Raw genomic sequence first — 18,131 nt, forward strand, 5'->3', positions numbered from 1 at the left:
GGTTTTAAAACAATATTTCTAACTAGTATACTGCCCGTTTTAAAACAATAAAAAAGGAATTATGGAAATTACAAAAGCAAATAAAGAAACTGTAGATATATTACAGGAATTGCTTCAGAAAAATTACGATGCTGAAGCGGGCTATAAACAAATAATGCAAAAAGCTGAGAATAACCTTTTAAAGAATTGGTTACAAGCAAAAGCGAAACAAAGAGGTCAATTTACAAACGAGTTAGATGGTATAATACGTAATCTAAATGCAACACCAGTAACCGATGGTTCACTATTAGGTTCTGCACATAGAGCTTGGATTGATGTAAAAACCACTTTAAGCACTAATACAGATGAAGCTATTTTAGAAGAATGTATTAGAGGCGAAAAAGCCAGTGTAGATGAGTATGAGAAACAACTTGAAAAAGTTAGCAGTTTTTCAGATGTGAATAACTTAGTCTATAACCAAATGGTTAGCATCAAAACGGCTTTAAACACCGTAAAGAGACTTGAAGATATTGCATAGTAATATCTATTAACGAAGTATTAATTAACTTATAAAATATAAAAAAATGAAAAAATTAGTATATACATTTTTACTATTGGCTACGGTAGGAATTATTTCTACAAGCTGTAGAGAGAAAAAAACGGCAGGAGAAAAAGTTGAAGATGGTGTGGAAGAAGTTGGAGATGGTATTGAAGATGCAGCAGATGATGTTTCTGATGAAGTTGAAGATGCTGTAGATTAATTTTAGATAGCTTACAAACAAAAAAAGACTGTTTTAATAAAAAACAGTCTTTTTTTATAATATAAATTTTAAAAGATGTATTTTAACTTACCACCTCTTTAATACGCTTCATAGCTTCAATAATTTGTTCTTGTGAAGCAGCATAAGAAATCCTGATACAATCAGGGTTTCCAAATGATTCTCCATCAACCGTAGCTACTAAAGCTTCAGCTAATAAAAACAAAGAAAAATCGGAAGCATTATTAATTTTTTGTCCTTTTAAAGTTTTTCCAAAGAAATAAGAAATATTTGGGAATACATAAAAAGCACCTTCAGGAACGTTAGTTTTAAAACCTTCAATCTCGTTCAGCAGTCCTAAAATTAAATCGCGACGTACTTTAAACTCATCAATCATATATTGTACACGACTTGGCGATTCATTTAAAGCCGTAATAGTAGCCCGTTGTGCAATACAGTTGGCACCACTAGTAATTTGTCCTTGCATTTTGTTGCAAGCGCGAGCAATTTTTTCAGGAGCACCAATGTATCCAATACGCCATCCCGTCATCGCAAATGCTTTTGATACACCGTTTACGGTAATGGTTCTATCGTACATATCGTCAAACTGAGCCATACTAGCATGACCGCCAACATAATTTATGTGTTCGTAAATTTCATCTGAAACCACGTATATGTTTGGGTGTTTAACCAAAACATCAGCTAAACCACGCAATTCATCTTTGCTATAAATAGATCCACTTGGGTTACAAGGCGAGCTAAACCAAATCATTTTAGTTTTTGGTGTAATAGCAGCTTCTAACTGTGCCGGTGTCATTTTAAAATCGGTATCAATGGTTGTTTTAACTTCAACAGGAATACCATCGTTAAGTTTTACTAAATCGGCATAACTAACCCAGTAAGGACACGGCATAATAACTTCATCACCTTTATTGGTCATAACCGCAGCAATATTAGCTAGAGATTGTTTTGCACCCGTAGAAACTACAATTTGGTTTGGAGTGTATGTTAAGCCGTTATCACGTTTAAATTTAGTGATGATGGCTTTTTTTAAATCGCCATACCCATCTACTGGCGAATACGAATTGTAATTATCATTAATGGCTTGAATAGCAGCATCTTTAATAAAGTCTGGGGTGTTAAAATCTGGCTCACCTAGGCTTAAACCTATAATATCTTTGCCTTCTTCTTTTAACTCTCTTGCTTTTGCAGCCATTGCTAAAGTAGCAGACTGCGCCATGTTTAAAATTCTATCGGATAGTAATTGCATTTAAAATATAATAATAATTGGTTAGACGTGTAAAGCGGGTTTCATGCCCATTTCCTTTAAATGCTTGAAATGCGCGATAATGGCTTTACGGGTAGTTTTATATTCGTGGTATGGTAAATTAAATTCTTTAGCGGTTTCCTTAACTATTTTTGAAATTTTAGTATAATGCACATGGCTAATATGTGGAAAAATATGATGCTCTACTTGGTGATTCAATCCGCCTGTAAACCAATTTATAATACGACTTTTGGCACCAAAATTTACCGTGGTATTTAGTTGGTGAATGGCCCATGTGTTTTTCATAGTACCATCGGCTTCTGGTAAAGGCATTTCAGCATCTTCCATAACGTGTGCTAATTGAAATACCACACTTAAAATTAAACCTGCGGTGTAATGCATTAACAAAAAGCCTATTAAAATTTTCCACCAAGCAATTTCTAGAACAAGCATAGGAAGTACAATCCAAATAGCTATGTAAATAATTTTAGAGATCACTAATTTGCTCCAATTCCAAACAGGGTTAGGGAATTTACCGTATGATAATTTACGTTTCATGTAGCGTTTCATTTGTAGAAAATCGGTGGTAATGGCCCAATTAATGGTTAACAATCCATAAAGTAAAACAGAATAATAATGTTGAAATTTATGATGCCAATGCCATTCTGTGTGTTCTGTGAAACGTAAAATGCGTCCAGCCTCTAAATCTTCATCCATACCATGAATATTGGTGTAAGTATGGTGTAATACATTATGTTGCACCTGCCAATTGTAAACGTTTCCTGCAAGAATGTAAATGCTGCTTCCCATTAAACGGTTCACCCATTCTTTATTAGAAAACGAGCCGTGGTTTCCATCGTGCATCACATTCATGCCAACGCCTGCCATACCTATTCCCATCACGATGGTCAATAATAATTGCGCCCATCCGGGAATGCTTAATGTTAAAAGTAAAAAATAAGGCGTCAAAAACATAGAGAACATTACAATGGTTTTTACCCATAATTTCCAGTTTCCTGTTCTTTTAATGTTGTTATCTTTAAAGTAATCGTTAACGCGTTTATTTAGAGTTCTAAAGAACTTTGCCGAGTCTGTTCTTGAGAATGAAAGGGTTTGTTTTGTCATGCTATTAATTTAATGTTTGTAAATAATTAGTTGGCTTTATTAAATACGCTGCAAAGATAGGTATAAACCAACTTAAGTAATAACGTTTTTTTGTAAAAAAATGTACTTAAAAAGCATATTTTTGTTGAAAATTTAACAAGAATGGACCTGATATTAAAATATTTTACAAATCTTACCGAAGACCAAATAAGTAAATTCCAGCAATTGGAAGCACTTTATCAAGATTGGAATTTGAAAATAAATGTGGTATCCCGAAAAGATATTGATGAACTTTATTTAAGACATGTTTTACATTCTTTAGGCATTGCCAAAGTTGTTGAATTTAAAGATGGCAGTAAAATTTTAGATGTTGGTACCGGTGGTGGTTTTCCTGGTATTCCCTTAGCTATATTGTACCCAAACTGTTCGTTTCATTTGGTTGATAGTATTGCTAAAAAACTAAAAGTGGTAGATGAAGTTGTAGAAGGATTGGGTTTAACTAATGTAAAAACAACCCACAGCCGTGTTGAAGAAATTAATGATACGTTCGATTTTATTGTAAGCAGAGCCGTAGCCATTATGCCAACTTTTACACATTGGGTAAAAGGGAAAATTGCTAAAGAGCAAAAAAACGACCTTAAAAATGGTATTTTATATTTGAAAGGTGGCGATTTAACCGAGGAACTTCAAGATTACAAAACAGCAACTATTTATAATTTAAGCGATTTTTATTCAGAAGAATTTTATGAAACTAAAAAAGTAGTCCATTTACCTTTGAAATATAGAGGTTGAATTTGAATTATAGTTCGGATAATTTTTTAAAATTTTCACTAAATAAATAATATTGATTTTGAAACCAATACGTGTTTTTATAATCATCGATAGATTCTGCATTTCCTTCAGGTGATATTATACCTTTTGCTTTCTGGAAATATAATTTAGAGTTATTTATATCATTCATTTTATAATAGGTTAGGGCTAATCCTAAAAGAGCATCAAAATCTAAAGAATCAAAACGTAAAGCGTTATTATAATCTAAAACAGCTTCATTATATTTTCCTAATAATAAAAAGGAAGTTCCTCTATAAAAAGAAGCGAAACTATTGTTTTCATTTAGCTTTAGAGCAATTGAAAGGTCTAAGTTTGCTTTTTCATAGTAATTGATGCTTAAATAAAAAGCACCTCTATTGTAATAGGAATCTGAACTTGGATCTGCCAAAATAGCAAGTGAATAATCATTTAAAGCCGAAGGGTATTTTTCTAAAGCATTATACGCTGCAGCCCTTAATAAATATGTTTTGGGTTGTGCGGGTACTGCATTTATAACTAAAGTAAAATCTTTAATTGCTTCTTCAAAATTACCTAAATCGAATTTTACGCATCCAAGACTGTAAAGTGCATCAATAAAATTAGGGTCCAGTTTATAAGCATTTTCATAATCTTCTTGAGCACCTATAAAATTTTTTAAACTATAACGTGAATTTCCTCTGTTGTAATAAGTGTCGGCATCTGGTTGCGAAACAATTATTTTAGAATAATCTACTATGGCGCCAGAATAATCGCCTAAATCATTTTTAGCAAGGCCTCTGTAAAAATAGGCGTCCAAATTGTTAGGTTCTAACTCTATAATTTGCGTGTAAAGTTCTATTTTTTCATTTAAATCGGTTGCTTTATTGGCTTGCCTAAAAAATTTATTGACTTGTGCAAAAACAGTAGTGTTTAAAGCTAATAATACAATGATAATAATATGTTTTTTCATATGAGAATTTTATTGTTATTAGTGAATACATGTTGTTACTTATTAGTCAATTCCGTTTAGAATGAAATGTCAACATGTTCAATCCATAATAGGTATTCATCAAATAATATGCCTTATTATGGTTTTAACACTAATGAAAGATAATTAAATTTTCCAAAAAAAAAATAAACCCAACAAATTTGTTGGGTCTATTAGCTAAAAATACATTTTTCTATTCTCCCAAAAACGGATACCTATAATTGGTTGGTGTTACAAAAGTTTCTTTTATTAATCTTGTGGATACCCAACGCAATAAGTTTTGTGGACTTCCTGCTTTATCATTCGTTCCAGAAGCACGCGCACCACCAAAAGGTTGCTGCCCAACAACGGCACCAGTACATTTATCGTTAATGTAGAAGTTTCCAGCACAATTTTGTAATGCTGTTGTTGCTTGCGTAATGGCATATCTATCGGTTGCTAAAATAGCTCCTGTTAATGCATACTCACTTGTGCTATCCACTAATTTCAAGGTGTCTGCATAGGCATCATCTTCATAAACGTAAATAGTAATTACCGGCCCAAATAGCTCGGTGTGCATGGTAGTATAGTTCGGATTTGTTGTTACAATAACCGTAGGTTCTATAAAATAGCCTTTGCTTTTATCGTAGTTACCACCTGCAATAATTTCAGCATCGGCATCTTTTTTGGCAGCATCAATATATTTTGCCAATTTATCGAAAGAACCTTCATGAATAACAGCAGTTATAAAGTTACCCATATCTTCTGGTGAACCCATTTTAAAAGATTTTACATCTTCTAGAATGAAATTTTTCACCTCTGCCCAAAGACTTTTAGGAATGTAAGCACGCGATGCTGCACTACATTTTTGACCTTGATATTCAAAAGCACCACGAACAATAGCAGTTGATACTTGTTTTGGTATGGCAGTATTGTGAGCCATTATAAAATCTTTTCCGCCAGTTTCCCCAACAATTCTTGGGTAGGTTTTGTAATTGTGTATGTTGTTGCCAATTTGTTTCCAAAGTTCTTTAAAAACAAAGGTAGAACCTGTAAAATGTAAACCAGAAAAATCTGGACTTGATAACACCGTTTCAGAAATCATAACAGGATCACCAAAAACGACATTAATAACACCTGGAGGCACACCGGCTTCTTCAAAAATATCCATGATTATTTTGGCTGAATATACTTGGCTATCGCTCGGTTTCCAAACTACAACATTCCCCATTAACGCCATACATGCAGGTAAATTTCCAGCAATGGCAGTAAAATTAAAAGGCGTCACCGCATAAGTGAATCCTTCTAAGGGTCTGTATTCAACTCGGTTCCAAGCATCACTGGTGCTTTTTGGTTGCTCACTGTAAATTTCAGTCATGTATTGTACATTAAAACGTAAAAAATCTACAAGCTCACAAGCAGCATCAATTTCAGCTTGAAATATGTTTTTTGATTGCGCTATCATGGTAGCGGCATTAATTTTATATCGGTACGGGCCGGCAACCAATTCGGCTGCTTTTAAAAAAATGGCAGCGCGTTGTTCCCAAGGCATTAAAGACCATGTTTTTCTTGCTTCTAAAGCAGTTGCAATAGCTTCGTCTACATGTTTTTTTTTAGCTAAATGATAAGTACCCACAATGTGTTTATGATCGTGTGGAGGCGACATGGTTTTGGTGTTTTCTGTTGTTACATACTGTCCGTTTATATATAAAGGTACGTCTACTTTGCTTGCGTACATGTCTTTATAAGCTTTTAAAACAGCGTCGCGTTCAGGTGTTCCTGGTGCGTAACTCTTAACAGGTTCGTTAATAGCAATTGGTACATTAAAAAAACCTTTTCCCATGATTTGTTTGTTTTTGTTATTGAATTATCAGTAAATTAGTCACAAATTTACGAATTTTCAAATGATTTATTGGGGTGATTCGTTCTTAAAAACGCGTTAAAATTTATTTATTTTTTGTAAGTTGCTAATCTGTTTTCAGACTATAGTTTTATGTGTACAGTAACCATTTTTCCAAAAGGAGGCAATGATTTTGTGATAACCTCCAATAGAGACGAGGCTCCTAATAGAATTTCGCTTCTGCCTGATATTTATATAAATGAAGGTGTTAACCTTTTATTTCCGATGGATAAACTATCAGGTGGTACTTGGATTGGTTTAAGTGAAAAAAATAGAGTGATTTGTATTTTGAATGGTGCATTTAATACTCATGAACGTAAAGAAGCTTACAGAAAAAGTAGAGGCATCATTGTTTTGGATTTTTTGACTTCGGAAAATATTTTAACGACTATTGAAACCTGTAATTTAGTTAATATAGAACCATTTACCATGGTGATTGTTGATTGGGATAATGCTTTGAAATTTTACGAGTTGGTTTGGGATGGTACTAAAAAACACGTTGAAGAATTACCTTTAGAACCAAAAATATGGTCGTCTACTTCTTTATATACTGCGGAAATGAAGCAAGAACGCCAACAATGGTTTGAAGCTTTTAAAGATGAAAACAACTTAAATGCCCAAACGCTATTCAAGTTTCATAAAACAACAGGGGCAGAAAACAAAGATTATGGAGTTGTTATGAACCGCGGATTTGTAAAAACAACCAGTATCACTCAAATCGAGAAATTTAGTGAATCGCTTGAAATGTATCATGAAAATCTTCAAAATAGAAACATTTCAAGTAAAACCTTCCCGCTTTCTGCAACGGTAAATGGTTAATACAGGCATTATTTTAACTTTAGCCTATCCAGAAACTATTGTGATGGTTTCAAAAGAGTGGTTCTCACCATTTCTTAGATTTTTAGGTGTGGGCAAAAAGAATTATTTACGTGCGGGTCATGCGGCTTTGGTACTTATTAATAAAAACACGGGCATTTTGGAATACCATGATTTTGGACGTTACATTACGCCAGAACCTAATGGGCGTGTTAGAGGATTTGATACAGATAATGAGTTGCATATTCCGTTAGTAGCAGAAATAAAAAATGATAAAATTGTTAACTTAAATGCTATTTTACAGTTTTTGGCAACCCATCCTAAACTAACTCATGGCGACGGTAAAATGGTAGCATCTGTTTGTAATGCTATTAACTATCATAAAGCAAGAACCCATATTACTGGCATGCAAGAAAAACATTTTATTAGGTATGCAGCTTTTATAAAAGATGCTTGCAATTGTGCCCGTTTTGTTACCGATGCGTTAATTGCTTCGGTTACAGATCAAACGATTAAAAAGAACCTCGAAAATTCCAAATGGTTTACACCTAGTACTGTTGGTAACGTATTGTTGGCAAATACTGAAGCCCATACTTTTGAGGTAAGCGAAAAGGGTGTGATTACTAAATTTGAAGGCTCCCAAAAAAGTGAAAACATACGCTGTTTTTTAGATAAACTTAAAAACCATACACCTAATTTTATGGGCACTTTACACCCTAAACCTATTGATAGTTTACACGAAAAAGCACAATGGTTATCAGGCATTGCTGCAGGTGCATGGTTTGAGTTGCATAAAACGGAAAAGAATTTGGAATATCTTTTTAGAAGAATTTCACCTGTTGGAAATGTAGATGTACACGCTCTTTTTAAAGTGGAAACGGATACTTTTAATTATCATGAAACTTTTGAATTTGTACATTACTCCAACTGTAAATTTTTTCATGTGAAACAGGGTGATGTTGTTTTTAGATTTGTAAGGTTGGATTGAGTTTTGGATTAATCTTTATATATCCAAAGTTAATGTATACATCTTAGTTTCTAATAATCTAAGTCTCTATAAATCTAACCACATACAACCCCAAAAACACTGCTAAAAACCCAAAAACAAAACTAGCAATAGTGTAAATAGCAAAACTTAAAAAATCGCCCGATTTTAAAAACATATGGTTTTCGTGAGCAAAAGCTGAAAAGGTTGTAAAGCCACCACAAAACCCAGTAGCCAGAAGCAAGGTTTGGTTTTGGGTTAACGAGTCATTTTTGGCAGCAAGTCCCAAAATAATACCAATAAGTAAGCTGCCTAAAATGTTTGCTAAAAAAGTGCCGTAAGGAATACCATTTTCAACATTATTTAAATATTTTCCAATAATGTAACGTAATACGCTACCAAAACCACCTCCAAAAAAAACAAGTAAAATACTCTTCATTAAATAGATACAATTTGTTTCATATTAATAAAAATCGAGATTTAAATGTAAATGGTTCATTTATTCAATGGTATCTTTAACAGCAATGTAAATTTCAGTAACTAAATCTGCAGGGTTTGGAGTGTTTGCAGGGGTGTTAATATATGTTTCAATCATAGGGCCGTTTTCTACAACCTCAAAACCATTTTTAGGAATATATGCCATGGCAGTTTCCCAAGTTTCTTTTAAATGATTGTAATTTCCTTTTAGTGTTGTTTTAACGGCTTTAAAGCTTTCAAAATTACCAGTAATTATAGCATCACCTTCTGCCGTAATAACTTGTTCGGTTGTGGGCACACAGCACGAAAATATAACAGCATTGTTTTCTTCGTCCCATTTTATATAATTTATAAAAGGTTTACCAGCTAAAGTAACATGGTTTTTTTGCGCATACTTTATAACTTTTGGAAGCATTTCTTCAATTTTGCTTTCTAACTCGCTTATTTTACAAGATGCTGTATTGTATAAATAATAGCCACCGCTATGTTTTGTAATGCCATTAACGGCAATGCTGTATTTTTTCATTTCGGCAATAACAACACTATCTAGTTTTTCTAAGCTTCGTTCATAATCTGGACCAATTTTTTTATCAATTCCTCCTGTAAAAACGTTGTAAGCTTTAAATCCAAAAGGTAAATCTTTTCCAGAAATAGTCCAAGTAACATCGGTACTACCATTGGTGTTTTGTTTAAAATTCCAAATAATTTCAGAAGGAGGGAAATCTGCAAACTGCATATACTGTTTAATATATTCATTGGCAATGGCTTCCTGTGTTTTGATAGTGCCAATGCCATCTTTGTCTTCCCAAGAATAAGAACCGCCAATACCTTTGGTTTGCGCTGATAAGGTTATTTTTGCACTAGGGTCTGCCTCAACCCAGGCCGACCAATCTTTCCAGTTTTTAAAATCGATAACATTGCTATATATCACAGCATCGGGTGCTTTGATGGTGCGTGTTCTGCTAACTTCAAAAGAGTTTGGTTGCACAGAAATGTATATAGAGGTACCTATAATGGCGATTAAAAATAAAAATGCAATGTATTTAAAAGCTTTCATGCTAATTTTTTTGAAAAGATATAAATCAAAGATAAACAAATTTAAATTCTCGTTAATAAATTATTACATTTGTCCTTTAAAAAATAAATATTCAATAATCAAAACGGCTCATGTTCGTGTAATCAATAATCCGCATAGGTTGATTGCCCTTTTTTTATGATATTAATAAATACAAACAAATGAAATTAAAATCCACACTAAGTTTTATCTTATTAGGGGTATTGTTATTTTCTTGCGGAAATGATAAGACCAAAGAAAATAAGGAAGATTTAAAAGTAACTGAAACAGCATTTAATTACAACGTCGATCAATTTGCAGATATTAAAGTATTGCGTTACCAAATTCCAGGTTGGGAAAATTTAACTTTAAAAGAGCAAAAACTGGTCTATTATTTAACCCAAGCAGGTTTGTCTGGGCGCGATATTATTTGGGACCAAAACTATAAACATAATCTTAAAATTAGAAAGGCTTTAGAAAACGTTTATACCAATTATAAAGGCGACAAAACATCTGAAGAATGGAGTGCTTTTGAGGTATATTTAAAACGTGTTTGGTTTAGTAATGGTATACATCATCATTATTCAAACGATAAAATAAAACCAGAATTCACATCAGATTATTTAAAACAATTACTAGCTGAAACCAACACGGTTTTAGAAGGTGAAGCATTTGATGTTATTTTTAACGATGTAGATTCTAAAAAAGTAAATCAAGCTAAAGGTGTAGATAATGTGGCCCAATCGGCTGTTAATTTTTATGGAGCAGGGGTTACCAATAAGGATGTTGAAACCTTTTATGCGTCTAAAAAATCCCCAGATCCAAGTAAACCGTTATCGTTTGGTTTAAACTCGCAATTGGTAAAAGAAAACGGGATCCTTAAAGAGCGCGTTTACAAATCTGGAGGTTTATATGGATCGGCTATTGATGAAATAATTAAATGGTTGGAATTAGCAAAAGGTGTTGCCGAAAACGAGGCACAAGCTAATGCTTTAGGTTTGTTGATTTCATATTATAAAACAGGCGATTTGCAAACTTGGGACGATTACAATGTAGCATGGACAGCAGCTACTGAAGGTAATATAGATTATATAAATAGTTTTATTGAAGTGTACAGCGACCCGTTGGGGTATAGAGGCTCCTATGAAAATATTGTGCAAATAAAGGATTTCGATATGTCTAAAAAAATGGAGGTACTTTCCCAAAATGCACAGTGGTTTGAAGACAATTCAACTTTAATGGAAGCGCATAAAAAGAAAAATGTGGTAGGTGTTTCATATAAAACGGTTAACGTTGCAGGTGAAGCGGGCGATGCATCACCAAGTACACCCATAGGTGTTAATTTGCCAAATGCCAACTGGATTCGTGCAGCTGTAGGAAGCAAATCGGTATCATTAGGAAATATTGTAGATGCGAGTAACAATGCAGGTAATTCAGATAGATTGAAGGAGTTTGTAAACGATGAAGAGGAATTAGAATTGGAAGACAACTATAGTAAACAAGCCGATAAATTACATACTGCTTTACACGAAGTAATAGGGCATGCATCGGGCCAATTAAATCCAGGCATTGGTGAAACCAAGGAAACTTTAAAAAATTATGCTTCAACTTTAGAAGAAGGGCGTGCAGATTTGGTGGCTCTCTATTATTTATACGATAGTAAAATTCAAGAATTAGGCTTGACAGATAATTGGGAGAAAACCGGTAAAGCAGCCTATAACGATTATATTAGAAACGGACTTTTAACTCAATTAATCCGTTTAAATTTAGGTGATGATGTTGAAGAAGCCCACATGAGAAACAGACAATGGATTTCGGCTTGGGTTTTTGAAAAAGGGAAGGCAGATAACGTTATTGAAAAGATTTCCCGAAACGGAAAAACCTATTACAATATAAACGATTATGCAAAACTTCGTAAACTATTTGGTGAGTTGTTACGTGAAACTCAACGTATCAAATCTGAAGGTGATTATAAAGCTGCTGAAGCTTTAGTAGAAAACTATGGTGTAAAAGTAGATCAAAAAATTCATGCCGAAATTTTAGAACGCAACAAACAATTTAATTCGGCTCCATATACTGGTTATGTAAATCCTATATTGGTTGCAAAAACAAATGAAGCAGGCGAAATAGTTGAAGTTACTGTAGAAAAACCTGAAACATTCGTAGAACAAATGTTAGATTACAGTAAAAAATACAACTTTTTACCAGAAGTAAACTAAAATTAATTTAAGAATAGCTAATAAATTACAAACAGAATCTTAATTAAGGTTCTGTTTTTTTATTGACACTAAACACCAAAAGAATAAGGTTTACAACTATAAGAGCACTAATAATAAGTATAATATTCATGATTTTAGTTATGTTAATTATTCATAAGATGCACGGTTTTAAAAAAGGTTGCGTCAAATTATTAAGATAATTTTAACAATGGCTAAAATATATTTTATCAGTCTGAGGAATGATTACTTAAATATAAATTTAATAGCAGTTATCAATCCTATAAAACCAATAAAGGCAATTAAAATCCATATGCTTCCAGAATAAAAGCGTTTGTGCAGTTTTAAATCTTTTCGGTATGTGTAGCCAATAATGATGGCGAAAACAATAAAAAATAAAACTCCAAAAATGATTTGACCTTTACTAAACATATAATTATTTTTATGCAAAAATAATTAATAATGATGAGATTCCGTCCTTATAGGAATTACAATATAAGTATTTATGAAAAATAAAATAGAAGCCGTAAAAGCTTTTCATACCGCATTTAAATTGGGGCATAGCGAAACACTTAAAGCAGATTTAGGCGCTGCTAAAAACAAACTGCGCTTTAATTTAATGAAAGAAGAAAACGAAGAATATTTAGAAGCAGCTAATAATAATGATTTAGTTGAAGTTGCCGATGCCTTGGGTGATATGCTTTACATTTTATGCGGCACTATTATAGAGCACGGTATGCAGTATAAAATTGAAGAAGTGTTTAATGAAATACAACGCAGTAACATGAGTAAATTGGATGAAAACGGCCAACCTATTTACAGAGAAGATGGAAAGGTATTAAAAGGTCCAAATTATTTTAAACCCAATATTCAATCTATTTTAGATAAATAATGAGTTTGTCATTCTGAATTCGTTTCAGAATCTTATACACAATGACAAAAAAAAAGAGAAACAATACGTTTCTCTTTTTTTTTAATATTTAAAAGTCTACTCAACTTTAAATCGCCATCCAAAAGGATCTTCAGATTTGTTCGTTTGAATATCGGTTATAATTTTCTTTAATTTTGAACCGTAAGAATCGGCTATTTCAGGTAAATCGTAATCAGCATCTTTATATCCAAATCCAGAAATTGGCGAAATAACAGCTGCTGTACCAGCGCCAAACATTTCTTTTAAACTACCATTTTTAGCAGCTTCAACAACTTCTTTTACAGATATTTTTCTAACTTCAACAGGAATGCCTTCTGCTTTTGCTAACTCAATAATACTTTTACGGGTAATACCATCTAAAATTCTATCACTGGTAGGTCCCGTTACTAATGTGTTATTAATACGCACAAAAATATTCATGGCACCAGCTTCTTCAATGTATTCGTGGTTGGTATCATCTGTCCAAATAACTTGTTGATATCCTTTTTCAACAGCTAATTGAGTAGGATAAAATTGACCAGCATAGTTACCACCAGCTTTTGCAAAACCAACACCGCCGTTAGCAGAACGCGAATAGGTTTCTTCAATTAAAACCTTAACTTTTCCAGAGAAATAAGCACCCGATGGGGCTGTACAAATAATAAATTTATATTCATCGGCAGGAGATGCATGAAATCCTTTTCCAGATGCAAATACAAACGGCCGAATGTATAAAGAACTACCTTCTTTAGTAGGAATCCAGTTTTTATCAACTTCCAATAAAGCTTTTAAACCTTCCATAAAATAGCTTTCTGGCAATTCAGGAATTGCTAAACGTTTGGATGAAATGTTCAAGCGTTTGAAATTTTCTAACGGACGAAATAACCAGACATCTTCATTAGCATCTTTATATGCTTTCATACCTTCAAAAACAGATTGACCATAGTGAAAAATTTTCGCCGATGGGTCTAAAGTAATTCCTTGGTAAGGCACAATTTTAGGTGCTTGCCATGATCCGTTTTTAAAATCGCACTCAAGCATATGGTCAGAAAATACCTTGCCAAATGTTAGGTTGTCAAAATCTACCTCATTTATTTTGGTAGTTTTCGCTTTTATAATCTCTATGTCATTGATTATTGCGCTCATAAATCTCGTTATTTTATGTTACAAATTTAAGTAAAAACGTTTTTAAAAAAGCGGTATATTTACAACAAATCGTTTAAAAATTTAAAATTAAGCAATGAAGAATGTGTTATTTACATGCATTTGCTTATTCTTGTTAATTTCTTGCAAATAAAAGATAGAGTAAAAAACAACGAAATTGAAAGTATTATAAGCCCAAAACTAACCTATTCTTTGGAGGCTGATGGGGTTTTGTTAAAACAATAAATTTGGAGAGAGAAGTAGTTATAACAGGTGATGGTTCATCAACCATACACTTACCAGAATGGGATGAACAATACCATTCTAAACACGGTGCCATACAGGAGGCTTATCATGTATTTGTAAAACATGGGCTACATCATTTTTGCGAAAAAACCAATTCGTGTTCTAATGTTACCCCGAGCACAGGCAAAGTAAAAGAAGTTAAAGAGCAAATAGCAATTCTTGAAATTGGTTTCGGAACAGGTTTAAATGCTTTTATAACCTTGTTAGAATCTGAAAAATTAGGAATAGAAATTAATTATACAGGTGTTGAAGGATATCCTGTTGTTAGTAATGAAATTCTGCAACTTAATTACCCTAAACAATTAAAAGCAGAGGAGAAAGAATCACTTTTTAAAAGGATGCATGATTTTTCTTGGGATGAAAAACATTCGGTTTTAAACACTTTTTCTTTAACCAAACAAAAGAAGTTCTTTTCTGAAATCACAGATAAAAATTTATACAACCTTATTTATTTTGATGCTTTTGGTGCGCGTGTTCAACCTGAATTATGGACTGAAACTATCTTCCTGAAAATGTACGATGCCCTAAAACAAAATGGTGTTTTAGTAACTTACGCAGCAAAAGGTAGTGTGCGTCGCGCCATGCAAACAGTGGGTTTTATGGTTGAAAAACTCCCTGGGCCACCTGGTAAACGTGAAATGCTGAGGGCTACGAAATAGTTGCAGTTTACAGTCTCAGTTTTCAGTTACAGTAAACAGTTTTAGTTTATAAATGATTGGTTAAATCCTTTGGGTATAATTAAAAGTCAATTTTGTACTAATTGTCACATTGAGCTTGTCGAAATGTTTTTTTATAAAGTCTTCGACAAGCTCAGACTGACATTTGGGTTCTAATTGGCTTATGAATTTCAAATAAAAACTGATTTTGATTGATTACACCCAAAGGGTTGGGTGAGTTTTTGCTTAGCAACTTTGCTTCTTTGTCTCTTTGTGACTTTTTACATTAATTCTGTTAAACCTAATATAAAACCATGGTTTTTAACCATATCGTTTTGTAACTTTAAATAAAAAAATTAGCATGAAAGTTTTAATTACAGGAGCGACGGGACTTATTGGGCAAGAGATTGTAAAACACTGTCATACTAAAGGTATTACGGTAAATTATTTAACAACAAGTAAATCTAAAATAAATCAATCTGATAAAACACATGGGTTTTATTGGAACCCCAAACAACAAGAAATTGATTTAAATTGTTTTGATGGTGTAGAGGCTATTATTCATTTAGCAGGTGCTACGGTATCAAAACGATGGACTAGTTCATATAAAAAGGAAATTATTTCAAGCAGAAAAGAAACTACTCAGCTATTGGTGAGTAGTTTAAAAAAGATTGAACACAAGGTGAAACAAGTTGTTTCAGCAAGTGCTATTGGAATATATCCAGATTCATTGATTAATTATTACGATGAAACATTCAAAGATTTCGATAATTCATTTCTAAGTAGTGTCGTACAAATTTGGGAACAGGAGGTTAATGCTTTTTCAAATTTAAATATTATAGTTTCTAAAGTCAGAATTGGATTGGTTTTATCCAACAAAGGTGGCGCATTAAAAGAAATGGTTAAACCTGTAAAATTTGGGTTGGGAGCTCCTTTTGGAGACGGAAAACAATGGCAATCTTGGATACATATTACCGATTTAGCACAACTATTTTTATACGTGTTAAAGCATCAATTACCAGGCGTGTATAATGGGGTGGCGCCAAACCCTGTTACAAACCAAGAGCTAACAAAAACCATTGCTATTACTTTAGATAAACCTTTGTTTTTACCAAATATTCCTCGGTTTGTGATGAAACTGGTTTTGGGCGAGATGCATACCTTACTATTTGATAGCCAGCGTGTAAGCAATAAAAAAATAGAAGATAAAGGTTTTTATTTTGAATACCACCATTTACAACCTGCTTTGGAGGATTTGTTGGGGTAGTTTGCGGATGGGTTTGAATTAAGCCTTGCATGTCCTTGTTGCGCGATAAATAGTTTTTATGATCGTTTATTGAACGCATTGATTATTACGAATTCGTGTGGCTAAAAATTAGTAAAGAAGTTTATTAATCTACTTCTATGCTTTGAACATTATTTAGTGCATAGTTACTTTAGTTTGGGTGGGTTTTTTATTGCTTCTTTCACAACTGGGGCAATTGTATCCTTATTGATTTTGTTCTTTTTGCAATAGTCACTTTGCAGCCAATACTCAAGAAGTTTGGCTCCTTTACTAGCATTACAAGACATACAGCAAATAGAAATATTATCTATTCCATTTATTCTAATGTCGTTAATAATATGTTCCCATGTCGGCTTAGATTTTCGAGATTCATTATTTATAGTGAATTTAATACTACAGTAAACGCAATTTTTATCCCTTTCTTTTACAAAATTTTCTACGTCTTTGGGAATGCCCCATCTATTTGCCATTGTATATATTATTCTCCGTCAAAGAAATCATTATCAAGTTCTTTAACTTCATAAACAGTTTTAATTTGAACTCCGACATTGTATTGGTGCAATAAATCGACCAGTTTTATGCCATCAATTAAAATTATTGTATGGTGGGCATCATTTGCTTTTTTAATAGCGCCTATATCAAAACTGGTGGTAGTGACGAATACACCTTTTTGAGTGTCTCCACTCATTGCACCGATAAAATTTCGAATATCCTTTTCGCGAACTTTGTTCTCGCCATACCTTTTCGCTTGTATGTAAATTTTGTCCAAACCTAGTTTGTCTTCATTAATAATTCCATCAATTCCGCCATCACCAGTTTTTGAAGTTTCTACAAAGTCCCCATATCCCATTTTTTTTAGAAGAATGAGTATAACTTTTTCAAAGTAAAAAGGATCAATAGTCTTAAGTTTTTCAAGTAATTCGTCTTTGACTTGAATATCTATCGAATAGAATCCTTCGTCTATTAGATCTTGTGGTGAAGCATTTGATATTTTTAAAGGTGTTGAATCATTTTTCGGACTTTCTTCATTATAGAATTCTAAAAAACTTCCAGAATTTTCAACCTGACTCAATGTTAATTTTGTTGAACTATGTTTTTTACCTTTTTCAGTAATTTGAACATATCCTCTTTTTGGGAATTCTATATATCCTCCCTTTTTCAGATAAGATTTACCCCAAGCAATTCTATTAATTATCAGAATGTCACCGCTCTTTGTTTTTTCTTCAAGTTGTTCTTTTGACAGTCCTGAATAAAATTGATCAATAACCTTTTTATACATGTCTCTTGTTTGGAGTGTTTCGCCATTTTCTAAGACATTCAATATTGGCATAAAGGTTTCGTGAAATTTTGGAATTTCCATTAGGATATTTTTGATTATGTGCAACACAAAGATATAGTTCACTTCAATTAACTATATCAACTGTAAAACAAATTTATCATTTATTTCCCACAAATTCAACATCCAAAAATCAAAAAACACAAAAATATTTTGATGACATTATGACATTTTCACAATAAT

At 32.8% G+C, this 18,131-nt stretch carries 19 protein-coding genes; 9 read left to right on the top strand and 10 right to left on the bottom strand.

Translation table 11 applies throughout. The features are described 5' to 3' along the window. Positions 1-61 precede the first annotated feature (61 nt). Both EV196_RS09875 and EV196_RS19895 read left to right on the top strand, forming a co-directional pair. Positions 62-517, top strand: coding sequence for a ferritin-like domain-containing protein (locus tag EV196_RS09875; protein ID WP_132217592.1), 456 nt, complete (start codon positions 62-64; stop codon positions 515-517). Positions 518-563: 46 nt separating this feature from the next. Continuing rightward, positions 564-740, top strand: coding sequence for a hypothetical protein (locus EV196_RS19895; RefSeq protein WP_165876136.1), 177 nt, complete (start codon positions 564-566; stop codon positions 738-740). Positions 741-822: 82 nt separating this feature from the next. Here EV196_RS19895 and EV196_RS09880 read toward each other — a convergent pair whose 3' ends face one another. Both EV196_RS09880 and EV196_RS09885 read right to left on the bottom strand, forming a co-directional pair. Further along, positions 823-2,007 (bottom strand): pyridoxal phosphate-dependent aminotransferase, encoded by a 1,185-nt coding sequence (locus EV196_RS09880; protein ID WP_132217593.1) that lies wholly within the window; start codon positions 2,005-2,007, stop codon positions 823-825. Positions 2,008-2,028: 21 nt separating this feature from the next. Then, the gene (locus EV196_RS09885; protein ID WP_132217594.1) at positions 2,029-3,129 is read right to left on the bottom strand and encodes a fatty acid desaturase family protein; all 1,101 of its coding nucleotides are present in this window, start codon (positions 3,127-3,129) and stop codon (positions 2,029-2,031) included. A 141-nt stretch (positions 3,130-3,270) separates the two neighbouring features. Here EV196_RS09885 and rsmG point away from each other — a divergent pair, with 141 nt between their 5' ends. Next, entirely contained in the window at positions 3,271-3,900 is a 630-nt protein-coding gene (gene rsmG, locus EV196_RS09890; RefSeq protein WP_132217595.1) for a 16S rRNA (guanine(527)-N(7))-methyltransferase RsmG, read from the top strand. Between the two features lie 7 nt (positions 3,901-3,907). Here rsmG and EV196_RS09895 read toward each other — a convergent pair whose 3' ends face one another. Both EV196_RS09895 and pruA read right to left on the bottom strand, forming a co-directional pair. Next, entirely contained in the window at positions 3,908-4,867 is a 960-nt protein-coding gene (locus tag EV196_RS09895; RefSeq protein ID WP_132217596.1) for a tetratricopeptide repeat protein, read from the bottom strand. Positions 4,868-5,078: 211 nt separating this feature from the next. Beyond that, positions 5,079-6,707, bottom strand: a complete 1,629-nt coding sequence (gene pruA / locus EV196_RS09900) for an L-glutamate gamma-semialdehyde dehydrogenase (RefSeq protein ID WP_132217597.1) — start codon at positions 6,705-6,707, stop codon at positions 5,079-5,081. 150 nt (positions 6,708-6,857) lie between these two features. Here pruA and EV196_RS09905 point away from each other — a divergent pair, with 150 nt between their 5' ends. Both EV196_RS09905 and EV196_RS09910 read left to right on the top strand, forming a co-directional pair. Further along, positions 6,858-7,583 (top strand): NRDE family protein, encoded by a 726-nt coding sequence (locus EV196_RS09905; protein WP_132217598.1) that lies wholly within the window; start codon positions 6,858-6,860, stop codon positions 7,581-7,583. Continuing rightward, on the top strand, positions 7,576-8,568 hold the full coding sequence (locus tag EV196_RS09910; RefSeq protein ID WP_132217599.1) for a DUF6695 family protein: 993 nt from the start codon (positions 7,576-7,578) through the stop codon (positions 8,566-8,568). The genes EV196_RS09905 and EV196_RS09910 overlap by 8 nt, the downstream gene beginning before the upstream one ends. A 58-nt stretch (positions 8,569-8,626) precedes the next feature. On the opposite strand, the gene crcB is transcribed toward EV196_RS09910, so the two are convergent. Together crcB and EV196_RS09920 are read right to left on the bottom strand one after the other, a co-directional pair. Further along, positions 8,627-9,004 (bottom strand): fluoride efflux transporter CrcB, encoded by a 378-nt coding sequence (gene crcB / locus EV196_RS09915; protein WP_132217600.1) that lies wholly within the window; start codon positions 9,002-9,004, stop codon positions 8,627-8,629. A 60-nt stretch (positions 9,005-9,064) separates the two neighbouring features. Next, positions 9,065-10,099 (bottom strand): SRPBCC family protein, encoded by a 1,035-nt coding sequence (locus tag EV196_RS09920; protein WP_132217601.1) that lies wholly within the window; start codon positions 10,097-10,099, stop codon positions 9,065-9,067. 179 nt (positions 10,100-10,278) lie between these two features. On the opposite strand from EV196_RS09920, the gene EV196_RS09925 reads away from it, so the two are divergent. Continuing rightward, positions 10,279-12,315 carry a dipeptidyl-peptidase 3 family protein gene (locus EV196_RS09925; protein WP_132217602.1) on the top strand — a complete coding sequence of 679 codons (2,037 nt, stop codon included), beginning with the start codon at positions 10,279-10,281 and terminating at the stop codon, positions 12,313-12,315. 243 nt (positions 12,316-12,558) lie between these two features. Here the strand turns inward: EV196_RS09925 and EV196_RS09930 are convergent, their stop codons facing one another. Then, the gene (locus tag EV196_RS09930; protein WP_132217603.1) at positions 12,559-12,744 is read right to left on the bottom strand and encodes a hypothetical protein; all 186 of its coding nucleotides are present in this window, start codon (positions 12,742-12,744) and stop codon (positions 12,559-12,561) included. A 73-nt stretch (positions 12,745-12,817) separates the two neighbouring features. Here EV196_RS09930 and EV196_RS09935 point away from each other — a divergent pair, with 73 nt between their 5' ends. Next, positions 12,818-13,204 carry a pyrophosphohydrolase domain-containing protein gene (locus tag EV196_RS09935; RefSeq protein WP_132217604.1) on the top strand — a complete coding sequence of 129 codons (387 nt, stop codon included), beginning with the start codon at positions 12,818-12,820 and terminating at the stop codon, positions 13,202-13,204. A 96-nt stretch (positions 13,205-13,300) separates the two neighbouring features. Here EV196_RS09935 and EV196_RS09940 read toward each other — a convergent pair whose 3' ends face one another. Beyond that, the gene (locus tag EV196_RS09940; protein ID WP_132217605.1) at positions 13,301-14,368 is read right to left on the bottom strand and encodes a branched-chain amino acid aminotransferase; all 1,068 of its coding nucleotides are present in this window, start codon (positions 14,366-14,368) and stop codon (positions 13,301-13,303) included. 245 nt (positions 14,369-14,613) lie between these two features. Here EV196_RS09940 and mnmD point away from each other — a divergent pair, with 245 nt between their 5' ends. Together mnmD and EV196_RS09950 are read left to right on the top strand one after the other, a co-directional pair. After that, complete coding sequence (gene mnmD, locus EV196_RS09945; protein WP_132217606.1) at positions 14,614-15,330, top strand: tRNA (5-methylaminomethyl-2-thiouridine)(34)-methyltransferase MnmD; 717 nt, start codon at positions 14,614-14,616, stop codon at positions 15,328-15,330. Between the two features lie 358 nt (positions 15,331-15,688). Next, positions 15,689-16,594, top strand: a complete 906-nt coding sequence (locus EV196_RS09950; RefSeq protein WP_132217607.1) for a TIGR01777 family oxidoreductase — start codon at positions 15,689-15,691, stop codon at positions 16,592-16,594. A 164-nt stretch (positions 16,595-16,758) separates the two neighbouring features. Here EV196_RS09950 and EV196_RS09955 read toward each other — a convergent pair whose 3' ends face one another. Both EV196_RS09955 and EV196_RS09960 read right to left on the bottom strand, forming a co-directional pair. Further along, positions 16,759-17,082 carry an HNH endonuclease gene (locus tag EV196_RS09955; protein ID WP_132217608.1) on the bottom strand — a complete coding sequence of 108 codons (324 nt, stop codon included), beginning with the start codon at positions 17,080-17,082 and terminating at the stop codon, positions 16,759-16,761. 8 nt (positions 17,083-17,090) lie between these two features. After that, positions 17,091-17,972: a restriction endonuclease gene (locus EV196_RS09960; protein ID WP_132217609.1), complete on the bottom strand. Its 882-nt coding sequence runs from the start codon at positions 17,970-17,972 to the stop codon at positions 17,091-17,093. Positions 17,973-18,131: the final 159 nt, after the last annotated feature.

It is taken from the genome of Mariniflexile fucanivorans (assembly GCF_004341235.1).
Taxonomy (GTDB): domain Bacteria; phylum Bacteroidota; class Bacteroidia; order Flavobacteriales; family Flavobacteriaceae; genus Mariniflexile; species Mariniflexile fucanivorans.